19 protein-coding genes are annotated in these 23,666 nt (G+C 48.1%); 8 read left to right on the top strand and 11 right to left on the bottom strand.

Annotated features, from left to right (window positions below; genetic code table 11):
• Positions 1-62: 62 nt before the first annotated feature.
• Together ACL9RG_RS15925 and ACL9RG_RS15920 are read left to right on the top strand one after the other, a co-directional pair.
• Entirely contained in the window at positions 63-1,439 is a 1,377-nt protein-coding gene (locus ACL9RG_RS15925; protein ID WP_422793608.1) for a nucleobase:cation symporter-2 family protein, read from the top strand.
• Positions 1,440-1,688: 249 nt separating this feature from the next.
• Positions 1,689-3,365 carry an AsmA family protein gene (locus tag ACL9RG_RS15920; protein ID WP_422793607.1) on the top strand — a complete coding sequence of 559 codons (1,677 nt, stop codon included), beginning with the start codon at positions 1,689-1,691 and terminating at the stop codon, positions 3,363-3,365.
• Positions 3,366-3,429: 64 nt separating this feature from the next.
• On the opposite strand, the gene fabY is transcribed toward ACL9RG_RS15920, so the two are convergent.
• From fabY to typA, 5 genes are all read right to left on the bottom strand, one after another.
• Positions 3,430-4,362, bottom strand: a complete 933-nt coding sequence (gene fabY, locus ACL9RG_RS15915) for a fatty acid biosynthesis protein FabY (protein ID WP_422793606.1) — start codon at positions 4,360-4,362, stop codon at positions 3,430-3,432.
• A 38-nt stretch (positions 4,363-4,400) separates the two neighbouring features.
• Positions 4,401-4,838 (bottom strand): D-aminoacyl-tRNA deacylase, encoded by a 438-nt coding sequence (gene dtd, locus ACL9RG_RS15910; RefSeq protein WP_422793605.1) that lies wholly within the window; start codon positions 4,836-4,838, stop codon positions 4,401-4,403.
• A gap of 6 nt (positions 4,839-4,844) precedes the next feature.
• Positions 4,845-5,714, bottom strand: a complete 870-nt coding sequence (locus ACL9RG_RS15905; RefSeq protein WP_422793604.1) for a virulence factor BrkB family protein — start codon at positions 5,712-5,714, stop codon at positions 4,845-4,847.
• 111 nt (positions 5,715-5,825) lie between these two features.
• Positions 5,826-6,413, bottom strand: coding sequence for a glucose-1-phosphatase (yihX, locus tag ACL9RG_RS15900; RefSeq protein WP_422793603.1), 588 nt, complete (start codon positions 6,411-6,413; stop codon positions 5,826-5,828).
• A 302-nt stretch (positions 6,414-6,715) separates the two neighbouring features.
• On the bottom strand, positions 6,716-8,539 hold the full coding sequence (typA, locus tag ACL9RG_RS15895) for a ribosome-dependent GTPase TypA (protein WP_422793602.1): 1,824 nt from the start codon (positions 8,537-8,539) through the stop codon (positions 6,716-6,718).
• Between the two features lie 455 nt (positions 8,540-8,994).
• Here typA and glnA point away from each other — a divergent pair, with 455 nt between their 5' ends.
• The 3 genes from glnA to glnG all read left to right on the top strand — a co-directional run bounded on the left by glnA (position 8,995) and on the right by glnG (position 13,135).
• A complete protein-coding gene (gene glnA / locus ACL9RG_RS15890; RefSeq protein WP_422793601.1) occupies positions 8,995-10,404 on the top strand; it encodes a glutamate--ammonia ligase in 1,410 nt (469 codons plus the stop codon).
• A 261-nt stretch (positions 10,405-10,665) separates the two neighbouring features.
• Entirely contained in the window at positions 10,666-11,715 is a 1,050-nt protein-coding gene (glnL, locus tag ACL9RG_RS15885) for a nitrogen regulation protein NR(II) (RefSeq protein WP_422793600.1), read from the top strand.
• Positions 11,716-11,722: 7 nt separating this feature from the next.
• Positions 11,723-13,135 (top strand): nitrogen regulation protein NR(I), encoded by a 1,413-nt coding sequence (glnG, locus tag ACL9RG_RS15880; protein WP_422793599.1) that lies wholly within the window; start codon positions 11,723-11,725, stop codon positions 13,133-13,135.
• Positions 13,136-13,210: 75 nt separating this feature from the next.
• Here the strand turns inward: glnG and hemN are convergent, their stop codons facing one another.
• Entirely contained in the window at positions 13,211-14,584 is a 1,374-nt protein-coding gene (hemN, locus tag ACL9RG_RS15875) for an oxygen-independent coproporphyrinogen III oxidase (protein WP_422793598.1), read from the bottom strand.
• A 197-nt stretch (positions 14,585-14,781) separates the two neighbouring features.
• Positions 14,782-15,312 carry a Der GTPase-activating protein YihI gene (yihI, locus tag ACL9RG_RS15870; RefSeq protein WP_422793597.1) on the bottom strand — a complete coding sequence of 177 codons (531 nt, stop codon included), beginning with the start codon at positions 15,310-15,312 and terminating at the stop codon, positions 14,782-14,784.
• A gap of 632 nt (positions 15,313-15,944) precedes the next feature.
• Between yihI and yihA the strand changes: the two genes are divergently transcribed.
• Entirely contained in the window at positions 15,945-16,589 is a 645-nt protein-coding gene (gene yihA, locus ACL9RG_RS15865; protein ID WP_422793596.1) for a ribosome biogenesis GTP-binding protein YihA/YsxC, read from the top strand.
• A 372-nt stretch (positions 16,590-16,961) separates the two neighbouring features.
• On the opposite strand, the gene polA is transcribed toward yihA, so the two are convergent.
• The 4 genes from polA to ACL9RG_RS15845 all read right to left on the bottom strand — a co-directional run bounded on the left by polA (position 16,962) and on the right by ACL9RG_RS15845 (position 22,260).
• Positions 16,962-19,760: a DNA polymerase I gene (gene polA / locus ACL9RG_RS15860; protein WP_422793595.1), complete on the bottom strand. Its 2,799-nt coding sequence runs from the start codon at positions 19,758-19,760 to the stop codon at positions 16,962-16,964.
• A gap of 444 nt (positions 19,761-20,204) precedes the next feature.
• Positions 20,205-20,858, bottom strand: a complete 654-nt coding sequence (gene dsbA / locus ACL9RG_RS15855) for a thiol:disulfide interchange protein DsbA (RefSeq protein WP_422793594.1) — start codon at positions 20,856-20,858, stop codon at positions 20,205-20,207.
• Between the two features lie 52 nt (positions 20,859-20,910).
• Positions 20,911-21,897 carry a serine/threonine protein kinase gene (locus ACL9RG_RS15850; RefSeq protein ID WP_422793593.1) on the bottom strand — a complete coding sequence of 329 codons (987 nt, stop codon included), beginning with the start codon at positions 21,895-21,897 and terminating at the stop codon, positions 20,911-20,913.
• Positions 21,898-21,990: 93 nt separating this feature from the next.
• Entirely contained in the window at positions 21,991-22,260 is a 270-nt protein-coding gene (locus tag ACL9RG_RS15845) for a YihD family protein (RefSeq protein ID WP_422793592.1), read from the bottom strand.
• A 152-nt stretch (positions 22,261-22,412) separates the two neighbouring features.
• On the opposite strand from ACL9RG_RS15845, the gene mobA reads away from it, so the two are divergent.
• On the top strand, positions 22,413-22,997 hold the full coding sequence (gene mobA / locus ACL9RG_RS15840) for a molybdenum cofactor guanylyltransferase MobA (RefSeq protein ID WP_422793591.1): 585 nt from the start codon (positions 22,413-22,415) through the stop codon (positions 22,995-22,997).
• A complete protein-coding gene (mobB, locus tag ACL9RG_RS15835) occupies positions 22,994-23,512 on the top strand; it encodes a molybdopterin-guanine dinucleotide biosynthesis protein MobB (protein ID WP_422793590.1) in 519 nt (172 codons plus the stop codon). Before mobA ends, mobB begins: the two co-directional genes overlap by 4 nt.
• Positions 23,513-23,666: the final 154 nt, after the last annotated feature.

Raw genomic sequence — 23,666 nt, 5'->3', positions numbered from 1 at the left:
TTTGCCTGCGAGATCATGAAAAATGCCCGCTTTATCGCACCCGCTTCCTGGAATGACAAATCATGAGCACGCCCTCCGCCGAACGTTCAACCGATGCAGCTCAACACAGCGAGCTAATTTACCGTCTGGAGGATCGCCCTCCTCTGCCACAAACCATTTTTGCCGCTTGTCAGCATCTGTTAGCCATGTTTGTCGCGGTAATCACTCCGGCACTGCTAATTTGCCAGGCGCTCGGCTTACCGGCGCAAGATACGCAGCACATTATCAGCATGTCGCTGTTTGCTTCTGGATTGGCGTCCATTCTGCAAATTAAGACCTGGGGTCCGATTGGCTCTGGGTTGCTGTCTATCCAAGGTACCAGCTTTAACTTTGTCGCCCCATTGATTATGGGCGGTACAGCGTTAAAGACCGGCGGTGCTGATGTACCGACTATGATGGCCGCGCTATTTGGTACGCTGATGGTCGCCTCGTGCACGGAAATCATCCTTTCCCGCGTATTGCATCTGGCCCAGCGTATTATTACGCCGCTGGTTTCTGGCATTGTAGTGATGATTATCGGCTTATCGCTGATCCAGGTTGGCCTGACTTCCATTGGTGGCGGCTACGCGGCGATGGGCGATCACACCTTTGGTGCACCGAAAAACTTGCTGCTCGCAGCGGTCGTGTTGGTGGTAATTATTCTACTCAACCGCCAGCGTAATCCGTACCTGCGGGTCGCCTCACTGGTGATTGCGATGGCGGTCGGTTATGTGACGGCATGGGCAATGGGTATGTTACCGGCTAGCACTGCGGCAACATCTGATAAATTAATCACGCTGCCAACTCCGCTATATTACGGCTTAGGTTTTGACTGGAACCTGCTGATCCCACTGATGCTGATCTTTATGGTCACGTCGCTGGAAACTATCGGCGATATCACCGCCACCTCGGATGTGTCAGAACAACCGGTGAGTGGCCCGGTTTATATGAAACGCATCAAAGGCGGCGTGCTGGCAAATGGCCTGAACTCCATGCTCTCAGCGGTGTTCAATACCTTCCCTAACTCCTGCTTCGGCCAAAACAATGGCGTGATTCAGTTGACCGGTGTTGCCAGTCGCTACGTAGGTTTTGTGGTGGCATTGATGCTGATTTTGCTGGGGCTGTTCCCAGCGGTAGCAGGTCTGGTGCAACATATTCCCGAGCCGGTGCTTGGTGGCGCAACCATCGTGATGTTCGGTACCATTGCCGCATCCGGCGTGCGTATCGTCTCTCGTGAGCGTCTTAATCGTCGCGCGATTATGATCATGGCTCTCTCGCTGGCGGTCGGCATGGGCGTATCTCAGCAGCCATTGATTCTGCAATTCGCACCGGACTGGCTGAAAACGCTGCTCTCTTCCGGCATCGCCGCCGGGGGTATCACCGCCATCGTGTTGAATCTGATCTTCCCGAAAGAGAAGTAACTGAGTTTAATGGCAACGTTGTCTTGAATATCGAGATGCCCGGGCATAGTTTGCCTAGGTGCACTCTTCCTAATAACTCAGGTTGTCAGTTGTCTGAATGCTAAGCTGGCAGTAAACATCGAACGGCGGGGATTTATTTCCCCGCCGTTTTATTTTCTGTAACCAGTTGGCTTAAGATAAGGGTATTTAATCAGCTGTAAAACAGGCTATGCTCAGCTTACTTCCCCAACGGAGATGGATGTCAAAACGATGAAAATTATTGGTAAAACGCTGACCACCCTCGTTCTGCTCGTAGTGCTGGCCATTGTGCTGCTTTATGTCGCGCTACAAACGCGCTGGGCAGCAAGCTGGATAAGCAATTGGGTAAACGAAAATAGCCAATATCGCCTCTCCGTTAATGCCATTAACTATAACTGGTCGACACCAAACCAAATTGGCTTGGTCGGCGTCAAACTGGCGCAGAAGAACCAGCCAGATCTGCTCAATGCTGATGAGGTCGATTTTCATCTCGGTTGGCGTCAACTTACTGACCCGACCTATTTTGACCGCATCGTTCTGATGCAAGGCAATCTTAATCTGCAATCCGTCTCTCAAGCTTTACCAGTTCAAGCTGACACGCTGCAACTGTATAAGATGACGCTGAAAGGCAATGCCGACGGCTGGAATATTGCCGGGGATAATATCAATGCAGGCATTACACCTTGGCTGCCGACGAAGACGCAGGTACTTGGCGACAATGCCCAACTCCAGCTTAGCGCCGATAATTTGACTATCGATGATATTGCAGCAAGCAATGTGCTGATCCAAGGGAAGGTTAATAAGCAGCAGCTGACACTGACTAATTTTGGTGCCGATTTAGCTCGTGGGGAGTTAACCGGTCAGGCCAGCCGCGCTGCTGACGGAAGCTGGACGCTGGATAATGTGCGTTTGAGTAATATCCGTATGCAGAGCGCACAGACTCTTGAAGGCTTCCTGGATAGTTTTAAACAGATCCCAAAGATTGACATCAAGAGCCTGGAGCTTGCCGACGCGCGCCTGCAAGGGCAAAACTGGGCGTTTAGCGATGTGAATCTGTCGGTGAAAGACATCACCTACAGCCAAGGCGATTGGCAAAGCAACGGCGGTAATATTACGTTCAATGCCACCGATATGATTGCCAATAACCTACATTTCATCAACCCAGCGGCAAATTTAGATTTCAGCCCGCAAGGTATCGCCATCAAACAAATCAGCACCCGCTGGGAAGGCAGCCAGGTGAGCACCAGCGGTAACTGGCAGCGCGACAGCCAGCGCTTGCAGCTCGACCAGTTGAGTATTGCAGCTTTGGAATACACACTGCCAGAAAACTGGCGCGACTTGTGGTTACAAACACTGCCAAGCTGGCTCTCAGAGGTATCGGTAACTAAATTCACCGGAACTCATAATCTGGTGATTGATATCTCTCCAGACTTCCCATTCCAACTGACAGCACTTGATGGCTCGGGAGAAAACCTGTTGCTGGCACGTAATCATCAGTGGGGAATCTGGTCAGGTAAGTTAAACCTTACCGCCAGCGATGCCACCTTTAATAAAAACGATCTGCGCCGTCTATCACTAGTACTGGATGCCAATAGCGACAGCGTCAATATCAGCCAGCTCAATGCCTATACCAAAGAAGGGTTACTGGAAGCCACCGCGACTATCAGCCAACAGCCACGGCGCGATTTCTCGGTGAAACTGACCGGCAAAGCGGTGCCTGCTAATGAGTTGCAAAACTGGGGCTGGCCACCGCTACCGCTGGAAGGAAATGCCAATCTGCAAGTCGATCTAAAAGGTCAGATGCCAGCAAATGTTGATTTCAAACCGACGCTGAACGGCAACCTGCACGCCATTGTGAATGGTGGCAAACAGGTACAACAAGAGATGGTAAGAGGGGCGGTTAAATAACCTTCACCTAAGTATCAATAACCTAGCACGCCGCTCAATGGCGTGCCAGGCTGTCATCACTTTCTTAATTAATTTCTGGCTCCAGCGGCGCATCTGGCGAAGCGGGCAGTACCAGATAAGTACCTTCGAAGATCGCCCCTTCCTGCTCATCTCCACAGAGTTTCACATCAAGCTGTACTCGCGCTTTACGGCCTTTGGCTAAGCGATCGAGATCACCGCTGATAGAGCTAAGATCGGCAATCGCCCTTGGCCTACCGGTGACCGGGGCGCTGTAACGGATATGCGCGTCAGCCAGGATAATGGTGCCGCCAAGATGGCGTTCACGCAGCAGCAGCCAGATCAATCCCCAGCCGGTCAATGTTGCCAGTGAAAACAAACTCCCGGCGAATAACGTGTGGTGCGGATTCTGATTACCCGCTTCTGGCATGGTGGTGACAAAACGCTGGCCGGTGTATTGGCTGATACGCACCCCCATCTTTTCACTCAGCGGAATGTGATCGTACCAGGCTTGTTGCAGCTGGCCGCACCAATCGGGGCGATGCAGAATATCGTCTAATGTCGCCATCGGCTTGATCATCAGAAAATGTCGCACTGGCGTGGTTTGCGGTGTAGTGATCTCACCTTGATTCTCAAAACCGAGTTTGGCAAAGAACGCCACTGCATCTTCACGCGCGCTACAGACCACGCGCTTAACCCCCTCTTGTCGCGCAACAGACTCCAGCGCCATGGCCACCAGCGTTCCTAATCCTTTGGCCTGTACTGTAGGCTCAACGGCTAAAAAACGGATAGCCGCTTCGTTATCGGCATTGATATACAAACGACCAATCGCCACCGGATTGCCATTTTCATCCACCACCATCTGATGATGCGCCATCGCATCATAAGCATCACGTTCTGACCCTTCTGGCTGGCGCAGAGGTTTGCGCAGCATTTCCCAGCGAAATTTATAATAAGCGGCCAATTCGGCTTCAGTAACGGGGACTCGAAGATGATACATAAGACCTTTCTCTCTCAGGCGTACATTGCGCCGTTATCTCAGACCTGCAACCAAAACGTCACTGGCCCGTCATTCACTAGAGCCACTTTCATATCGGCGGCGAAGCGCCCCGTTTGTGTATGGATACCCTTTTCACGGCACTGTCCGCAAAAGTATTGGTATAAGCGATCGGCTTCCTGCGGGGCTGCACCACCGGAAAAACTGGGTCTCATCCCTTTTTGGGTATCAGCCGCCAGCGTAAATTGCGATACCACCAGCACACTGCCGCCAACCTGTTCTAAACTCAGATTCATTTTATCGTTAGCGTCAGAAAAAATACGGTAGCCAAGGGTTTTATCACACAAGCGTTTGGCTTTTTGCTCGTCATCACCCTGTTCGACACCTAACAATACCAGCAATCCTGGACCAATTTCGCCACAGACTTCTCCCTCAACGGTAACACTAGCGCTGAGAACCCGTTGTATTAACGCGATCATTAAAAATCATTTCTCCTGTGGAATTGAAGGGTTGGCGGCTTGTTCACGCGCAGCTCGAAACTCACCTAACGTGACGGTAATTTCGGCCCCTAATAAAACAATGCACCAACTAACATATACCCAAAGGAACAAAATTGGGATCACCGCTAACACACCGTAAATCAGTTGATAGGTCGGGAACAAGGTAATATAAAGAGCGAAGCCCTTCTTGCCTAATTCAAACAATAATCCCGCAATCAGTGCGCCGAGTAATGCATCTTTAGTTGGCACACTCACCGTCGGCACCACGCTGTACAACAACCAGAATGATACCCAAGAAATCAGCAGTGGCAGCAAGCGTAACAAGCGATCGATAAAAGAGTAAATGCCGCTGACATCAATCCAATTCAACGATAATAAGTAGGAACTGATAGCCACACTCGCCACCAGTAAAATAGGCCCCAGCGTCAGAACCATCCAATAGACGGCGAATGAAAATACAATTGGCCGTTTTACGTGACTACTCCAAATCTTATTGAGCACGCTATCAACAGAAGCAATCAGCAATAACGAGGTCACAATTAAACCGCAAGTACCCACAGCGGTCATACGGCTGGAATTGGCGACAAATTTTTCGATATAGCCTTGAATAATATCGCCAGTCTCAGGCAAAAAGTTAGAAAAAATGAAGCTTTTAAGCTGCGCGCTAATATCTGCAAATACCGGAAATAGTGCAAATAAAGAGAAGACTACCGTCACCAGAGGCACCAAGGAGAGTAGTGAAACGTAGGCCAAATGGCCGGCAAGCAAAGTCACTCCGTCGCTATCTACGCGCTTAAACAACATATGGCCAAAACGAGCAGTAGATTTAATTACAGACGGAATAAGCCTTGTCATAACAATATCCTTATGGCGCAGGTGAGATGTTTTGAATGTCCCCAAAATAACGGAGTGAATGCAGGTCAGTGGCTATATAAGGCCCAACGATTAATCAGGCCCTTTGGGGATTTAAGAGAAGAATTCAGGTATGGTTTTATGGTCTTTAACCACCACACCTTTAATACCCAGAACCTCGGCGGCAGCGATATTCTCGGCAATATCATCAAAAAACACCGCTTGATCGGCAGTAAAACCTTCTTTCTCCAGCACGCGATGGAAAATATCCGCTTCAGGCTTTCTCACGCCCATCTCTTGAGAGAGGTAAACCGTATCAGCACTTTGTGCCACTTCAGGGTAATGCGTCGGCCAGTGATCGAGATGCAAATTATTGGTATTCGACAGCACGACCACGCGATGGCCCTGCTCGCGTAAAGATTGCATAACCGCTATCGTATCAGGGCGAAGCGCCACAAATACTGACTGCCAACCAGCGCTAAATTGCTCAAAGCTCAGAGCAATGCCTAGTTCATCACAGGTACGCTGCGCAAACTCCTCGTCGCTTATCTCGCCACGCTCATGCTGCTTGAATGCTTCGCCCATCGAGAAACGTTCAGTTAACACTGCCAGCGGCGTACCGCTCAGATTGCTCCAAACGCCAAGTACACGTTTAAAATCAATATCAATAATCACATTACCCATATCAAAAATGTACAGCATGGCAGGCTCCCCGAATAAATAAGTTGTGCAGTTTTACTGTTGTAGCGAATCTCTTGCTGTCGTCATCTTAGCGTTTGCTGTTGTAATAAATATTTCACTGTCGCGATAAGTCTCATATTAATGAGATAAATATTCTTCTATAGCAAAAGTCGACTGCAATAGAAGTGGATAATTTACTGTAGCGGCAAAAATGAGATCAGACTATCGGAAGAGGCAGATTTGCGATAAAGAAGTGTGTAAAAAAAAACAGGACGCCTTGGGAGGCATCCTGTTCTAAATAAATCTGCTAGTGGGAAAGAAGATTAACCTTCTTTAGGACCACGGCTAGCACGTTTACGATCGTTTTCGGTCAGGTGACGTTTACGAATACGTACAGAGGTCGGCGTTACTTCTACCAGTTCGTCATCATCGATGAATTCCAGAGCTTGCTCCAGAGACATTTTGATAGCAGGAACCAGGGTAGTTGCTTCGTCGGTACCAGATGCACGCATGTTGGTCAGCTTCTTACCGGTCAAGCAGTTCACAGTCAGGTCGTTAGAACGTGAGTGAATACCGATGATCTGGCCTTCATACACTTCTGCACCGTGACCCAGGAACAGCTTACCGCGGTCTTGCAGACCGAACAGAGCAAACGCAACCGCTTTACCTTGACCGTTAGAGATCAGCACGCCGTTCTGACGTTGGCCGATTTCGCCTGGACGAACGTCGTCGTAGTGGCTGAAGGTAGAGTACAGCAGACCGGTACCAGAAGTCATAGTCATGAATTCAGTACGGAAGCCAATCAGGCCACGCGCTGGGATCAGGTAATCGAGACGGATACGACCTTTCCCATCAGGGATCATGTCTTTAACGTCGCCTTTACGCTCACCCATTGCTTGCATCACAGAACCCTGATGCTGCTCTTCGATGTCTAAAGTTACGTTTTCGAACGGCTCTTGCATGCGGCCATCGATTTTACGGTTGATAACTTTAGGACGGGAAACCGCCAGCTCGAAACCTTCACGACGCATGTTTTCGATCAGAACCGACAGGTGAAGTTCACCACGGCCTGACACGCGGAATGCATCAGCATCTTCGGTTTCGTCAACGCGCAATGCAACGTTGTGCACCAGCTCTTTGTTCAAGCGGTCGAGGATCTGACGTGAAGTCACGTACTTACCTTCTTTACCACAGAATGGAGAGGTGTTGACGTTGAAGTACATGGTTACCGTTGGTTCATCAACGCTCAGCGCTGGCAGCGCTTCCACATTCTGTGGATCACAGATAGTGTCGGAGATGTTCAGCTCGCCCAGACCGGTGATAGCGATAATGTCGCCAGCTTCAGCCAAGGTTGCTTCGATACGCTCAAGACCCATGTGAGTCAGAACTTTACCGACTTTACCGTTGCGAGTGTTGCCTTCGCTGTCGATAACAGTGATCTGCTGGTTAGGCTTAACAACACCACGTTTGATACGGCCGATGCCGATAACACCTACGTAGTTGTTGTAGTCCAACTGGGAGATTTGCATCTGGAACGGTGCTTCGATCTCTACTTTTGGTGGAGATACGTGGTCAACGATTGCCTGATACAGCGGGGTCATGTCTTCGGCCATATCGGTATGGTCGGTACCCGCGATACCCATCAATGCAGAAGCATAGATGATAGGGAAATCGAGTTGCTCGTCGGTCGCATCAAGGTTAACGAACAGGTCAAATACCTGATCCACAACCCAGTCAGGACGCGCGCCAGGACGGTCAACTTTGTTAATAACCACAATTGGTTTCAGGCCATTAGCAAATGCTTTTTTGGTCACGAAACGGGTTTGCGGCATCGGGCCATCCATTGCGTCGACAACCAGCAGTACCGAGTCAACCATAGACATTACGCGCTCTACCTCGCCGCCGAAGTCGGCGTGTCCCGGGGTATCAACGATGTTGATGCGGTAGTCTTTCCAATTAATGGCGGTGTTTTTAGCGAGGATGGTAATCCCACGCTCTTTCTCCAAATCGTTGGAGTCCATTACACGCTCAGTTGCTTCTTGACGCTCTCCGAAGGTACCGGATTGTTGTAGCAACTTATCAACCAGGGTAGTTTTCCCATGGTCAACGTGCGCAATAATGGCGATGTTACGCAAATTTTCGATCACAGCTTTGCCTCAGGCATTTTAGAAATATAGAAATAGCGCGGTATTGTACACGTATTAGCCGCGGTACTAAACAAGTTCACAAGAATCTATGCAAAACAACTTTTGAATGGCTACTTTGTGATCCCTTTCGCGGTGCAAATCGGTCGTTGAACCATCTTGGTGCACCAAATTGGTGCCTCGGTGCAAAGTATAAGCACACATTTGGTGCAAGATTTCTGTTATGGTGCATACTTACTACCCTACTTAACCCTTCTGTGCATAGGTTGTCGTGATTTTTACAAAGTTGGCACAGTTTTCGCTACTAGATTGCCAGGGTGAAAAGCGACTTATCACAGAGATGAAAAACTGTTTAAGCCACACGCCATTTTAACTAGGGCTTTTATTCACTAATAAGTCTGTTATTAACTAAATGCTTATTCGTTCCACGACGATAATGAGAAATTTGGAGAGCTAGTATGTCTGCTGAACACGTTTTGACGATGATCCAGGAACATGAAGTTAAGTTTATTGACTTACGCTTCACTGATACCAAAGGTAAAGAGCAGCACGTTACCATCCCTTCCCACCAGGTAAATGCCGACTTCTTCGAAGAAGGTAAAATGTTCGATGGTTCTTCTATCGGCGGTTGGAAAGGTATTAACGAATCAGACATGGTTCTGATGCCTGATGCGAGCACTGCAGTTCTGGACCCGTTCTACGAAGAGACTACCCTGATCGTTCGTTGTGACATCCTTGAGCCAACCACGCTGCAAGGTTACGACCGTGACCCGCGCTCAACGGCAAAACGTGCAGAAGATTTCCTGCGCTCTTCAGGCATCGCAGACACCGTTCTGTTCGGGCCAGAGCCAGAGTTCTTCCTGTTTGACGACATTCGTTTCGGCAGCAGCATCTCCGGTTCTCATGTTGCTATCGATGATATCGAAGGTGCGTGGAACTCCAGCACCAAATACGAAGGCGGCAACAAAGGCCATCGTCCAGCAGTGAAAGGCGGTTACTTCCCAGTACCACCAGTTGACTCCTCTCAGGACCTGCGTTCTACCATGTGTCTGACCATGGAAGAGATGGGCCTGGTTGTTGAAGCTCACCACCACGAAGTGGCAACTGCTGGCCAGAACGAAGTGGCAACCCGCTTCAACACCCTGACCAAAAAAGCTGACGAAATCCAAATCTACAAATACGTGGTGCACAACGTGGCTCACGCATTTGGTAAAACTGCGACCTTTATGCCAAAACCAATGTTTGGCGATAACGGTTCAGGCATGCACTGCCACATGTCTCTGTCCAAAGACGGTACTAACCTGTTCTCTGGCGACAAATACGGCAACCTGTCTGAAATGGCGCTGTTCTACATCGGCGGTATCATCAAACACGCTAAAGCTATCAACGCCTACGCTAACCCAACCACCAACTCTTACAAGCGTTTGGTCCCAGGTTACGAAGCGCCTGTTATGTTGGCTTACTCTGCACGTAACCGTTCTGCGTCTATCCGTATTCCACACGTATCTAGCCCTAAAGCTGTACGTATCGAAGCACGTTTCCCAGACCCAGCGGCTAACCCATACCTGGCGTTCGCAGCTCTGCTGATGGCTGGCCTTGATGGTGTTATCAACAAGATCCACCCTGGCGATGCAATGGACAAAGACTTGTACCACTTGCCACCAGAAGAAGATGCAGAGATTCCAAAAGTTGCAGGTTCACTGGAAGAAGCATTGAACGCATTGGATCAAGACCGTGAGTTCCTGACTCGTGGTGGCGTATTCACTGACGATGCAATCAACGCTTACATCGCGCTGCGCAAAGAAGAGATGGACCGCGTACGCATGACTCCACACCCAGTTGAGTTCGAACTGTACTACAGCGTTTAATAACGTACAGCTGCGTTTAATAACGCACGACAGCGCAGCGTGGCGGGCTTAAATATCACGCTGCGTGCATTATCCGATGAGCGACAAAATAAGGTGGCTCATCAAAACTACGTGAGTAGTTTATTGTTGCCGTGGAAATGTTAAAGCCCATCTCAATGATGGGCTTTTTTTACCGCGCATCTAATTATCAACGCCTCTGGTCCGTGAGTTTTCCGGAATAACGCTATTACATTGCATCGATGAGATGCGGGAGACTGCTGTATGGCAACAGGCAAGCTGCCCGATGCTGGGCAGATCCTCAATTCTTTAATCAACAGCGTTCTGCTGTTGGACAACGAATTGGCCGTCCATTATGCCAATCCGGCTGCTCAACAATTATTAGCGCAAAGCTCGCGTAAGTTATTTGGCACTCCTCTGCCAGAGCTGATTGGTTATTTTTCGCTTAATATTGAGCTGATGCGGGAAAGCATCGAATTAGGACAGGGTTTTACTGATAGTGAAGTGACGCTAGTCGTCGATGGCCGGGCACATATTATGTCGCTAACGGCTCAGGCATTACCTGAAGGGTATATTTTGATTGAACTCGCGCCAATGGATAATCAGCGTCGCCTCAGTCAAGAACAGTTGCAACATGCACAACAAGTTGCTGCTCGCGATTTAATTCGCGGATTAGCACATGAAATTAAAAACCCGCTGGGTGGATTACGCGGTGCGGCACAACTTTTATCTAAAGCTTTGCCTGACCCTTCCCTGCTGGAATATACCAAAGTCATTATTGAACAAGCTGACCGATTGCGGAATCTTGTCGATCGCTTACTTGGACCACAACGGCCAAGCCAGCATATAACACAAAGCATTCATCAGGTTGCCGAGCGAGTCTGCCAATTGGTTTCGATGGAGAAACCCGACAATGTGACGCTGGTACGTGACTATGATCCGAGTCTGCCGGAACTGATGCACGATCCGGATCAAATTGAGCAAATTCTGCTTAATATTACCCGAAATGCTTTGCAGGCACTGGGAGAGGAAGGTGGCACCATCACCTTACGAACTCGTACTGCTTTTCAAATTACGCTGCACGGCGTTCGCTACCGCTTGGCGGCTCGCATCGATATTGAAGATGACGGCCCCGGTGTACCGGCCCATTTGCAGGATACGCTTTTTTACCCCATGGTCAGCGGCCGTGAAGGTGGCACAGGTTTAGGCCTGTCTATCGCACGCAGTTTAATTGATCAGCATTCGGGTAAAGTTGAATTTAACAGTTGGCCAGGTCATACCGAATTCTCGGTCTACCTGCCTATTCGCCAGTGAGGTTCTTATGCAACGAGGGATAGTTTGGATCGTCGATGACGATAGTTCCATCCGCTGGGTACTTGAACGAGCGCTTACAGGAGCGGGTCTGACTTGTACTGCCTTCGACAGTGGCAACGACGTATTAGAAGCCATTGCGACGCAAACCCCTGACGTACTGCTGTCAGATATTCGTATGCCTGGCATGGATGGTTTGGCGCTATTAAAACAGATCAAACAACGTCACCCGATGCTTCCGGTCATCATAATGACCGCGCATTCTGATTTGGACGCCGCAGTCAGCGCTTATCAGCAAGGGGCGTTCGATTATCTGCCTAAACCTTTTGATATTGATGAAGCGGTTGCACTGGTTGAACGTGCCATTAGTCACTATCAAGAACAACAACAGCCACCGCGTTCTCAACCTGCGAGTGGCCCAACGGCGGATATTATCGGCGAAGCGCCGGCGATGCAGGATGTGTTCCGTATTATCGGCCGTCTGTCACGCTCATCGATTAGCGTATTAATCAATGGCGAATCGGGTACCGGTAAAGAACTGGTTGCCCATGCTTTGCACCGCCACAGTCCGCGTGCTAAAGCACCTTTTATCGCGCTGAATATGGCTGCTATTCCCAAAGACCTGATTGAGTCAGAACTTTTTGGTCATGAGAAAGGGGCGTTTACCGGCGCGAATCAAATTCGCCAAGGCCGCTTTGAGCAAGCAGATAACGGCACGCTGTTCTTAGACGAAATTGGCGATATGCCAATGGATGTGCAAACCCGGTTGCTGCGCGTGTTGGCCGATGGTCAGTTCTATCGCGTCGGCGGCTATGCGCCGGTGAAGGTGGATGTGCGTATTATTGCTGCTACGCACCAAAATCTGGAATTACGAGTGCAGGAAGGCAAGTTCCGTGAGGACTTGTTCCATCGCCTGAACGTTATTCGAGTCCATTTACCACCGCTACGCGAGCGCCGCGAAGATATCCCTCGTTTAGCACGTTACTTCTTGCAAGTAGCGGCGAAAGAGTTGGGTGTTGAAGCGAAAAACCTGCACCCAGAAACAGAAACCGCACTGACTCGCCTGCCTTGGCCGGGTAACGTGCGTCAGTTGGAAAACACCTGCCGCTGGTTAACCGTAATGGCCGCGGGCCAGGAAGTGCTGATTCAGGACTTACCCGGTGAGTTGTTCGAAAACAGCGCGCCGGAAAGTAATGGACAAAGCCTGCCGGACAGTTGGGCAACACTGTTGGCACAATGGGCGGATCGCGCATTACGTTCCGGTCATCAAAATCTATTGTCAGAAGCACAACCAGAAATGGAACGTACCTTACTGACCACTGCTTTGCGCCATACTCAAGGCCATAAACAGGAAGCAGCTCGTTTACTCGGATGGGGACGAAATACTCTGACGCGTAAACTCAAAGAGTTGGGAATGGAGTAACCTTCTGGTTTGACAGGCCCACATGAAATAGCCGCTGAATTCAGCGGCTATTTTTTTGTGAGATTGCAGCGCTATTTAAATTACACGGGAAAATCGCTGCTGGCTGGCTTGCTGACGCAGATAGATATCAAAGCACATGCAGATATTACGAATCAACAAACGGCCTCGTGCCGTCACCTGAATATGTTGCTCGCTAACTTCCACCAGCCCATCGGCGGCTAAGGGTGCCAATAGCGCTAAATCCTCTGCAAAGTAATCCGCAAAGTCGATGCCGTGACGCTGTTCTATCTGCGCAAAATCGAGTTCAAAATGACAAATCAATGACTTGATCACATCACGGCGCAGACAATCATCTTCGGTCATCGCCAGACCACGCCACAATGCATGGCCTTGTTCGGCAACCTGCGCGTAGTAAGTTTTCAGCTCTTTCTCGTTTTGTGCGTAAGTATCACCGATCATACTAATCGCTGACACACCCAGCCCTAACAAATCGCTGTCGCCTTGTGTGGTATAGCCCTGGAAGTTGCGGTGCAATTTGCCTTGTTGCTGCGCCACGGCCAACTCATCATCAGGGCGCGCAAAATGGTCCATGCCGATAAAGCGATAACCCGATTGCGTTAGCGAGGCGATGGTTTGCTGCAAAATATTGAGCTTCGCTTCGGCTCCAGGTAGATCACTCTCTTTGATCTTGCGCTGCGCGGCAAACATCGCAGGCATATGCGCATAGTTGAACACACTTAAGCGATCGGGATTAAGCTCGGCCACCCGCTGTAAGGTATAAGCGAAGCTTTCTGCCGTTTGTTTTGGCAGGCCATAGATCAAATCGATATTGGTCGAGCGAAAGCCCAGTGCTTTGGCACGTGCCAGCAGTTGGAAAATAATCTCTTCATCCTGCTCGCGGTTAACCAGCATTTGAACTTCTTTATTGAAATCCTGAACTCCCATGCTCAGCCGATTGAATCCCTCTTGGCGTAAATGATCCAATACATCGAGTTCTATCTCGCGGGGATCCAATTCAAGAGAGATTTCCGCATCAGGCTGAAAATCAAAATGCTCACGTAGCACGCTCATCAGTTGGCTGATTTGCGCTTTATCGAGATAAGTCGGCGTACCGCCCCCCCAGTGCAACTGACTGACCTTACGGCCTTTAAATAAGGGGGCTCGTTGGATGATTTCTTGTGCCAGCACCTTGAGGTATTGCTCTGCTTTGTGTTTCTGGCGAGTAACCAGTTTATTACAGCCGCAGAAGTAGCAAAGTTTATGGCAGAAAGGGATATGCACGTACAGTGAAAGATAACGCTCGGGATAGCGTTCTACCGCCTGTTTAAATGCGGCGTCATCATAACCTTGATGAAATGCCAGTGCGGTGGGATAAGAGGTGTAACGCGGCCCGGAATAGTTATATTTTTGAATCAGGGCCAGATCCCATTCTATCGTCTGCGTGGACATGCTTTCTCCTGCGATGAAGTCTGGCAGACTGCATCGTTAAGGGACGCACTCTGGCGAGGGTAAGGCTACGCAGCCGTGATTTACGCCGCGAGATGCGCCATAGTTTACCCAACAACCAGAGTTGAAAACATGCAACAATTAGGACGATTATTATCACAAGTCAATGCTTTGATAAGTAATGAGTCGGCCCCTTATGACTAATCCTTTCCCTTCAGCAAGCGGTACATATTCTCACCCGCTTCTTCGTCTTCATCATCTTCGTCGCCCAATTCAATGCCCAGCATCTCCATCAGAACGTCGATGCGGTCCAATGTCTGATCGACATAAGATTGATCGTCGGCACTCAGCGTTTTGCCATCGTCGAGCAGATCCAACAGGGAATCGAGGCGTTCGTCGTTTTCCAGCAGCGTTAACTCTTCTTCTGGTGTCAGAACCGGTTTGGCTTCTTTCTTAGGCTTAGGCGTTTTTGCTTTAGGCGCGTTGTTTAGAACGGTTTCGACCATCAGCGGTACGGCTTTTTTACTGCCGATACGTGGATCGGCTTTTTTTGCAGCATTACCGGTCTGATTTTTATCAGCATCAGGGTTAGCACGTGAGCCTGGTTTATGGCCACGACGCTTGTTATCACGCTTGCGTTCGCGCGCTTCAATATCAAGCTCAACACGACTTTTCTTCTTCGTTTTAGCGGTCGCGGTTTTGGCGCGCGGGGCTTTCGATGGCTGGTTCATAGCATCTACTCTTAGGTGTGTACGTTTATATCTGTTGACCCAAAATGCAAGCTTGTTAGCGGCATCTCGACGTTGTTTGGATATAGTATAGAATTGCGGCGGAATCTAGCAGAAAGCGCGCAAAGAAAAAAGGCAACAAGTTACCTTGTTGCCTTTTTCTTTCCTTCGGTCGAAGGATATTTAGTACATCACCTTCCGTGTGAGGCGATAACGTCCCGGTCTTTCCTTTGCTTTGTCGGCCCCCCTGGCCTATTTCCCTAGTGCGCGATTGTTCCTAACATCCTTGAATGCGGTATCTTCCCTGCTCCGTGCTTTGCATTCATCGCGTAGGAAGTACTTTACCCGATCTGGTTAAAGGCTCAAGATAACCCGTCGGTGATCGATAACCATAAATAGAGAGAAAAACACTATCGCATTGTTTTTAATTGATTATTTTCATTCAAAGTATGAAAACAAGCGAAATAACCCTCATTTTTAATGGCAAATGTCTTACACAGCAGTGGCATTTTACCCACTCTCTAGCCATCGGTAATAGCTTTCATCACCATCTAGATGCAAAACAGAATCCCATCTCAGCGCGGTTGCCGCTATAATCGCCAGCCAGATATTAATGCCTCACGGAGACGCACATTTTGACTAAGCAAACTTATAACTATCATATGACCCACTTTGTCATCAGTGCGCCTGATATTCGCCACCTGCCGAGTGATGAAGGCATTGAAGTCGCTTTTGCCGGTCGTTCCAATGCTGGCAAATCCAGCGCGCTGAATACGCTAACTCAACAAAAAAGTCTGGCGCGTACCAGTAAAACGCCTGGACGTACTCAGCTTATCAACCTGTTTGAAGTCGAGCCTGGCGTTCGCTTGGTGGACTTACCTGGTTACGGTTATGCCGAAGTACCAGAAGAAATGAAACGTAAATGGCAGCGCGCGCTGGGTGAATACCTGCAGATGCGTAATTGCTTGAAAGGGTTAGTAGTGCTGATGGATATCCGCCATCCGCTGAAAGACCTCGATCAGCAAATGATTCAATGGGCCGTCGATGTCGGTACGCCGGTTCTGGTACTGCTAACTAAGGCAGACAAGCTGGCTTCTGGCGCACGTAAAGCACAACTGACTCAAGTGCGTAATGCTGTCGAAGACTTTATGGGGGACATCCAGGTTGAAGCCTTCTCCTCTTTGAAGAAGATTGGCGTTGATAAGCTTAGTGATAAGCTCAACAACTGGTTCAGCCAGATCCCACCGGAAGTGTTGGAAGACGCATTAGGCGGGGAATAACGCGATAGCGTTGTAAACTAAATGATGTAGGGAAGGCGATCTGCGGGTCGCCTTTTTATTTATCTCTAGGAATCGTTTATTACTCAAAACAAGCAATGATTCTCGGCAAAAGCCCAATAAAAAACGCCCCAGACATAAATGCCTGGGGCGGCTAAAATATTCAGCCAAATCCGATTACGTGAAGTAAAAGGTCTGAAAGATAGAACATCTTACCTCTGTACCCTACATCGCCCACTTTACCTCATTTGTTTGTGAGGAAAAAGTACTTTTTGTAGTTTACTTACACAAAAAGTGAGAGTTATGCGACCATACTCTAACTATGTGCACGATAAGTCGTAGTTTTATTACATAAACTGCTTAAACACCCATCACTTAGTGAGCTTGATCCCAGTTTTCACCGGTTCCCACATCAACTTTCAGTGGAACGGCCAATGTCATGCTTTGCTCCATCAAATCACGAATCTTCTCTTTAGCAACATCAAGATCATCTTTGTGGATCTCAAAGACCAATTCATCGTGTACTTGCATGATGATGCGTGCACGCGGTGCATCTTTTTGCGCCAACCATGCAGCCACGCGAATCATCGCGCGTTTGATGATATCTGCTGCGGTACCTTGCATTGGTGCGTTGATCGCCGCACGTTCCGCGGCTTTACGGCGCATAGCATTGCTTGATTTGATATCTGGCAGATAAAGACGACGGCCATCCAAAGTTTCGACATAGCCTTTTTCTGCTGCCTGATTGCGAGTACGTTCCATGTAATCCAGCACACCAGGATAACGCTCAAAATAGAGATCCATATAGCGCTGCGATTCTTTGCGCGGGATATTCAATTGGCGCGACAGCCCAAATGCACTCATGCCGTAAATCAAACCAAAGTTAATCGCCTTAGCACTACGACGTTGTTCGCCTGTAACGCTCTCCAACGGCGTACCAAAGACCTCTGATGCCGTTGCCCGGTGAATGTCCTCCCCAGCAGCAAACGCGGTCAGAAGCCCTTTATCTTGCGATAAATGCGCCATGATACGCAGTTCAATTTGCGAGTAGTCGGCAGCAACAATGCAGTAATCCTTCGGCGCAATAAATGCCTGACGAATGCGTCGTCCTTCATCATTACGTACCGGGATGTTTTGCAGGTTAGGGTCACTGGATGACAGACGTCCGGTTGCCGTCACCGCTTGATGATAAGAAGTATGCACGCGGCCAGATTGCGGATTAATCATCAGCGGCAGTTTATCGGTATAGGTAGATTTGAGCTTGGCCAGCCCACGATATTCGAGGATCACTTTCGGCAGCGGATAATCCAACGCCAGCTCAGCTAAAACTTCTTCATTGGTTGATGGCGCTCCACCCGGCGTTTTCTTCAACACTGGCAATTTCTGTTTTTCATACAAAATCGCCTGCAATTGCTTGGTTGAAGCCAGATTAAAAGGCTCTTCCGCCAGCTCATGCGCTTGATTTTCCAGCTCAGTGAGACGCACAGCCAGCTCTTTAGAGTGCGCTGCCAGAATAGCCTGATCGATCAAGACACCCGTTCGCTCAATGTGCGACAAAATTGGCACCAGCGGCATATCAATGTCATTAAATACGCGAGTCAGTTCAGCGCTAGCTTCAATTTTCGGCCACAACGTTTGGTGCAGTTGCAGCGTGACATCGGCATCTTCCGCAGCGTAAGGCGCGGCTTGTTCCAGGGCGATCTGGTTAAAAGTTAACTGATTCTTGCCTTTACCTGCGATCTCTTCAAAAGAGACGGTTTTATGTCCGAGATAGCGATCTGCCAGGCTGTCCATATCATGACGGCCTGAAACACTATCCAACACGTAGGACTCAATCATCGTATCGAAGGCGATACCGCGTAATTCGATGCCATATTGCAGCAAAATACCGCGATCAAACTTAAGGTTCTGCCCCACTTTCAGCTGATTTGCATCTTCGAGCAGCGGCTTTAATTGCTTAAGCACGTCATCACGATCGAGTTGAACCGGAGAATCCAGATAATCATGCGCAACTGGCAGATAAGCAGCCTTGCCAGCTTCAACGGCAAACGACAAGCCAATCAGATTAGCGCTCAGTGTATCCAGTCCATCGGTCTCTGTATCAAAGGCAAATACTTTCGACGCTTTGAGATAGTCTATCCATTGATCCAACGTGTCCTGATCGAGGATGGTGACATAACCTTCTTGCGAGAGCTGTGCACGTTCTACCGGCTCATTCGTTTCAGTCGTTGTCTCATTGCTTGCTTTCGCTTTTGTCGCGACTGCGGGACCTTTTTTATTGCTTAACCAGGTACCGCCATCGATATCAGCCAGCCAGCGTTTAAACTCATAACGATCAAACAGCGTCCGCAGTTGTTCATCATCAGGTTGTGCAACGTTAAGCTGGTCACAGGTCACATCGAGTTCAACGTCGGTTTTAATGGTCGCCAGCTTATAAGAGAGATAAGCCACCTCTTTATTTTGCTCTAGCTTGCCGGCCATGGTTTTTGCACCGCGGAAGCTCAAGGTGGCAATTTTATCCAAATCCCCATACAACGCATCTAAGCCGCCGATGCCCTGTAATAATGCTTGTGCTGTTTTCTCTCCCACACCCGGAACGCCAGGAATGTTGTCGGAAGAGTCGCCCATTAATGCCAGAAAATCGATGATAAGCTCAGGCGGCACACCAAATTTTTCGACGACTTCGTCTGGTCCAAGAATGGCGTTATTCATGGTGTTGATTAACGTGACACCCGGTGTCACCAATTGCGCCATATCTTTATCGCCGGTGCTGATGAGCACGGCATGCCCCGCTTTTTCAGCTTGCAACGCCAGCGTACCAATCACGTCATCAGCCTCAACGCCAGACACCGCCAGCAGCGGCAATCCCATTGCTTTTACCATCTGGTGCAAAGGCTCTATTTGCGCACGCAAATCATCCGGCATCGGTGGGCGATGAGATTTATATTCAGCAAACAGTTCATCGCGGAAGGTTTTACCTTTGGCGTCAAATACCACGGCAACGTGGCTCGGCTGATATTGCAATAATAGGCTGCGCAGCATGTTCAACACGCCATACATCGCCCCCGTAGGTTCACCAGCTGCATTGGTCAGAGGAGGGAACGCATGGTAGGCGCGATACAGGTAAGACGAACCGTCTACCAGGATAAGTGGATTTTCTGCTATCTGGGCCATAGTTCTTCTTTGTACGTTAAAGGTCTATGCCTAAGCATGCCATAGCTGGAGCTAAAGGCGAACCTTGGGAGCAGAATTGATGACGATCTTGCGAGATCCAGCGCAAGATCTATCCTGTGGATAAGTTTGTGAGTAAAAGTACATATAAAAAATAGAACCACAATAAATGTTATCGCTATTTTTGATATATACCTTTCTTTCATCTACTTAGCGATAGAAATGGCTTAAAAGTCGTGTCATAAAAATTTAAACGTCAATGTGGATATTAATTATTGAGATGGCTGCTAATCACCAAATATGACCTTATATTTTATCGGCAATAATGTTGTTAAAAATATAAGAGGGGCTGTGCGCTAGTTTATCTCTAATGGATAACAGCATTAGCTTAATAACGTAGAATCATTTAAACGCCAGCTAATCGCTGGCGTTTAAAGTACGGAAAGATTATTTCTGCTGTGACAGGAAATTCACCACATCAGAGAACTGCTTAACGTATGCATCCATTGAGCTGGTATCAAGTCCGTCATTTTTAATCAGGTATTTACCATTAACGTAAACCGATGGCACGCCTTGGATATTAAAATCAGCTGCGGCTTTTTCCTGCTGCACAACCAGCGATTTCACCACAAAGCTATTCCAAGCTGCGTCATATTGCTCACCAGTTACACCCGCTTGAATAAATACGTCACGAACATCAGCAGGCGTTTTTACAGTCTGGGTTTTCTGAATCGCATCAAACATCAGCGGGCTTACTTTATCTTCAACGCCCAACGCCATGGCAACAGCCCAGGCTTGCGTCAAAGTTTTGCCCATTGGCCCACCGAGGAACTCAACGTGATATTTCACATACTTCACGTCTTTTGGCAGATTTTTACGAACAGTATCAGATACATGCCAAACATGCTCAAACTGGAAACAGTGTGGACAATAGAACGAGAAGAACTCAAGCACTTGAGGAGCGCTAGTAACAGGTTTATCTAATGTAGTGTACTGCGCACCATTAGAAAATTGTTCTGCCGATGCGACTGATGCACTAAACGCTAATACCATACCAACCAATGCCAGAATAATCTTCCTGGCTGAAAACAGATTTTTCATAACAAGCAGTTCTCCATTTAAATTTAATTAAAACCGTTAACTCACTATTTAATTAGTACATTGGCATCAACTGCAAAGGTGGTGCCTGTAAATTCTTAATTTGCTCAGAAAATGCAGCTGATTGTTTCAGCCAGAAGTCTTCATCCTTCATCCACGGAAAACTTCTTGGGAATGCAGGGTCTTGCCAGCGGCGCGTTATCCACGCTAAATAGTAGACCATTCGCATTGCCCGTAACGGTTCTATTAGCGCTAATTGCTTAGTATCAAAATCAGAAAATTCCCCATAGGCTTCAAGAAGAATATCTAATTGGATCAGTTGCTCGCTGCGTTCGCCATGCAATAGCATCCATAAATCCTGCACCGCAGGGCCATTACGCGCATCATCCAAATCCACAAATAGCGGACCATCACGCCAGAGGATATTGCCGGGATGGCAATCACCATGTAAACGCAACGGCTGCCAATCAGTATGCCAATACTCTTTTACTGTACTGATAAGGCTATCGGTCACCCGTAGAAAAGCATCTTTTTGATTTACTGGGAGTAGTTCGCTATTGGCTAGAACAGTACGTGGCTCGGTCAGATACTCATCGATGCTGATTGTCGGACGTTCAATAAAGAGGTTTTCACTACCAACTTGATGAATGCGGCCAAGGAAACGTCCAACCCATTCGAGTTGATCCATGTTATCCATTTCGTATTGGCGACCGCCAATACTTGGAAAAACAGTGAACATGTATCCTTGATAGTGATGTAGCGTATTACCTTGGATATTGAGCGGAGCAACCGCAGGAATGTCAGAAGCGGAGAGATCGTACGAAAACTTGTGCTCTTCGTTTATCTGCAAAGCGCCCCATCGCTCTGGGCGGTAGAACTTAACAACATAACGTTTACGCTGCTCATCCAAAAATTGATAAACACGGTTTTCGTAGCTATTAAGCGCCGTTAGCCCTGAGTCGACTATTAGCCCGAGATCCTCTAAGGCATCCAGGATCAAGTCTGGAGACAACACCTGGAAATTAAATGCAGAATTATTCATAACGTCATTCAGAAAGGCCGCAGAGCAAAAATAACAGTGAGAAATAGTATCACCAAATTTTAGACCTGCGCATGAAGTTCACATAAGTTTACATCAATCCTTGATGACACCTCTGGCGCGCAAAATTGCGGTTTTGAAATCATCTTCGTAGTCTTTTTTAAGACCCGGAATTTCGGCCAAGCTATCGCTGCCGCGCATTTTAAGATGATAAATCAACGTATCATCACTTAATGCTTCTAACGGCCCTTGGTAGCCACTCTCTTGCGCTAATTTTTGTAAAAACTGCAGTAAGTTAAGATCAACGTCCTCTTTCCAGGCAGCATGCAGTAATTCAATCAGTTCATTAACTCGATGATCTTTCATTATGATTGTCCTTATATATTTAATAGTGGTACACGCTAACAGGGTTAATGAATCGAAGAAAGCAGAGGAGAAAAATGAAAAAGTAAAAACTGATCCATAACAAGATTCAGCGTTACAATCGTCGAAACATAGGCAGTATAGGGATAGTCACCGTGGAAAAACCTGACATTACCGGCGTAATTTTAGCCGGTGGACGCTCATCCAGGATGGGGCAGGATAAAGGATTGGTAAAGGTTAATGGCCAGCCGTTATTTGAACATATTGCTGCAAGATTAGCCCCGCAAGTCAGTCATATATTGATTAGCGCTAATCAGAATCAACATATCTATGCCGAGAATTATCCGGTTATTGGCGATGTGACTTCTGATTATGCAGGTCCGTTAGCGGGAATGTTAGCTGCATTGCAGGCTAGTCCTAGCGAATGGACAGCTTTTGTACCCTGCGATGTTCCCGCTTTCCCCGACAATCTGCTCGATCGTTTATGGAATGAAAAAGGCACTGCCGCTATAGCCTATGCAGAGGATGAATACCGGGCACATCCTACGCTTTGTTTGCTGCACAGGCGCGTAATAACCCCGCTTAGCGACTATCTCAATGCTGGCGAGAGAAAACTAATGCTGTTTTTTGAACAGCAGCTCGCGCGGAAAGTACGGTTCGAAAACTCCTCAGCCTTTGCCAATCTTAATACACCCGAAAATGTCAGCCATTGGCAGCAATTAACGCGAGGTTCCAAATGAAATCTGCTGTTCCGTTGCTTGGTATTGTTGCTTTCAGTGGTACCGGCAAGACCACACTATTAAAACAGCTGATACCTTTTTTACGTCAACAAGGTATTCGCGTTGGTCTTATTAAGCACTCTCACCATTCGGTAGATGTTGATACTCCAGGAAAGGACAGCTTCGAGCTAAGAAAAGCAGGGGCCAATCAGACAATGGTGGCAAGTAGCAGCCGTTGGGCACTCATGACCGAAACACCTGAACAGAAAGAACTCGATTTGCGGTATCTGGCGAGTCGTTTTGATAGTCAGTTTCTGGATTTAATACTGGTTGAAGGCTTTAAACATGAGCCGATCGCCAAAATAGCGCTTCATCGTCATGGTACTGGAAAATCTTTGGCTGAGTTAATAGACGATCATGTCTTGGCAATTGCGAGCGATATCCCGTTGGATAGCCAGATCAGGTCGCTTGATTTGAATAATGTGCCGGAAATCGGCGGGTTTATCGTTGAATGGTTAGCAAGATCGCGCAAATAATATGAATTATTAGGCTTTCGATGAGAGATCACTACGAAATATTTTTATTTCCCCCAATAGAAAAAGCCCTTCACTTTCGTGAAGGGCTTCGTCTTTGTTTGATGCCTGGCAGTTCCCTACTCTCACATGGGGAGACCCCACACTACCATCGGCG

Origin of the sequence: Rouxiella sp. Mn2063, assembly GCF_049319665.1 — a bacterium.
In the GTDB taxonomy this organism is placed as follows: Bacteria; Pseudomonadota; Gammaproteobacteria; order Enterobacterales; family Enterobacteriaceae; genus JBMOUD01.
The sequence above is the reverse complement of the archived record's forward strand: the minus strand, read 5'-3'. Positions and strand labels throughout refer to the sequence as shown.

Coding starts and splice junctions, on each gene's coding strand:
- ACL9RG_RS15925 (WP_422793608.1), top strand. CDS start 63: ATGAGCACGCCCTCCGCCGAACGTTCAACCGATGCAGCTCAACACAGC.
- ACL9RG_RS15920 (WP_422793607.1), top strand. CDS start 1,689: ATGAAAATTATTGGTAAAACGCTGACCACCCTCGTTCTGCTCGTAGTG.
- fabY (WP_422793606.1), bottom strand. CDS start 4,362: ATGTATCATCTTCGAGTCCCCGTTACTGAAGCCGAATTGGCCGCTTAT.
- dtd (WP_422793605.1), bottom strand. CDS start 4,838: ATGATCGCGTTAATACAACGGGTTCTCAGCGCTAGTGTTACCGTTGAG.
- ACL9RG_RS15905 (WP_422793604.1), bottom strand. CDS start 5,714: ATGACAAGGCTTATTCCGTCTGTAATTAAATCTACTGCTCGTTTTGGC.
- yihX (WP_422793603.1), bottom strand. CDS start 6,413: ATGCTGTACATTTTTGATATGGGTAATGTGATTATTGATATTGATTTT.
- glnA (WP_422793601.1), top strand. CDS start 8,995: ATGTCTGCTGAACACGTTTTGACGATGATCCAGGAACATGAAGTTAAG.
- glnL (WP_422793600.1), top strand. CDS start 10,666: ATGGCAACAGGCAAGCTGCCCGATGCTGGGCAGATCCTCAATTCTTTA.
- glnG (WP_422793599.1), top strand. CDS start 11,723: ATGCAACGAGGGATAGTTTGGATCGTCGATGACGATAGTTCCATCCGC.
- hemN (WP_422793598.1), bottom strand. CDS start 14,584: ATGTCCACGCAGACGATAGAATGGGATCTGGCCCTGATTCAAAAATAT.
- yihI (WP_422793597.1), bottom strand. CDS start 15,312: ATGAACCAGCCATCGAAAGCCCCGCGCGCCAAAACCGCGACCGCTAAA.
- polA (WP_422793595.1), bottom strand. CDS start 19,760: ATGGCCCAGATAGCAGAAAATCCACTTATCCTGGTAGACGGTTCGTCT.
- dsbA (WP_422793594.1), bottom strand. CDS start 20,858: ATGAAAAATCTGTTTTCAGCCAGGAAGATTATTCTGGCATTGGTTGGT.
- ACL9RG_RS15850 (WP_422793593.1), bottom strand. CDS start 21,897: ATGAATAATTCTGCATTTAATTTCCAGGTGTTGTCTCCAGACTTGATC.
- ACL9RG_RS15845 (WP_422793592.1), bottom strand. CDS start 22,260: ATGAAAGATCATCGAGTTAATGAACTGATTGAATTACTGCATGCTGCC.
- mobB (WP_422793590.1), top strand. CDS start 22,994: ATGAAATCTGCTGTTCCGTTGCTTGGTATTGTTGCTTTCAGTGGTACC.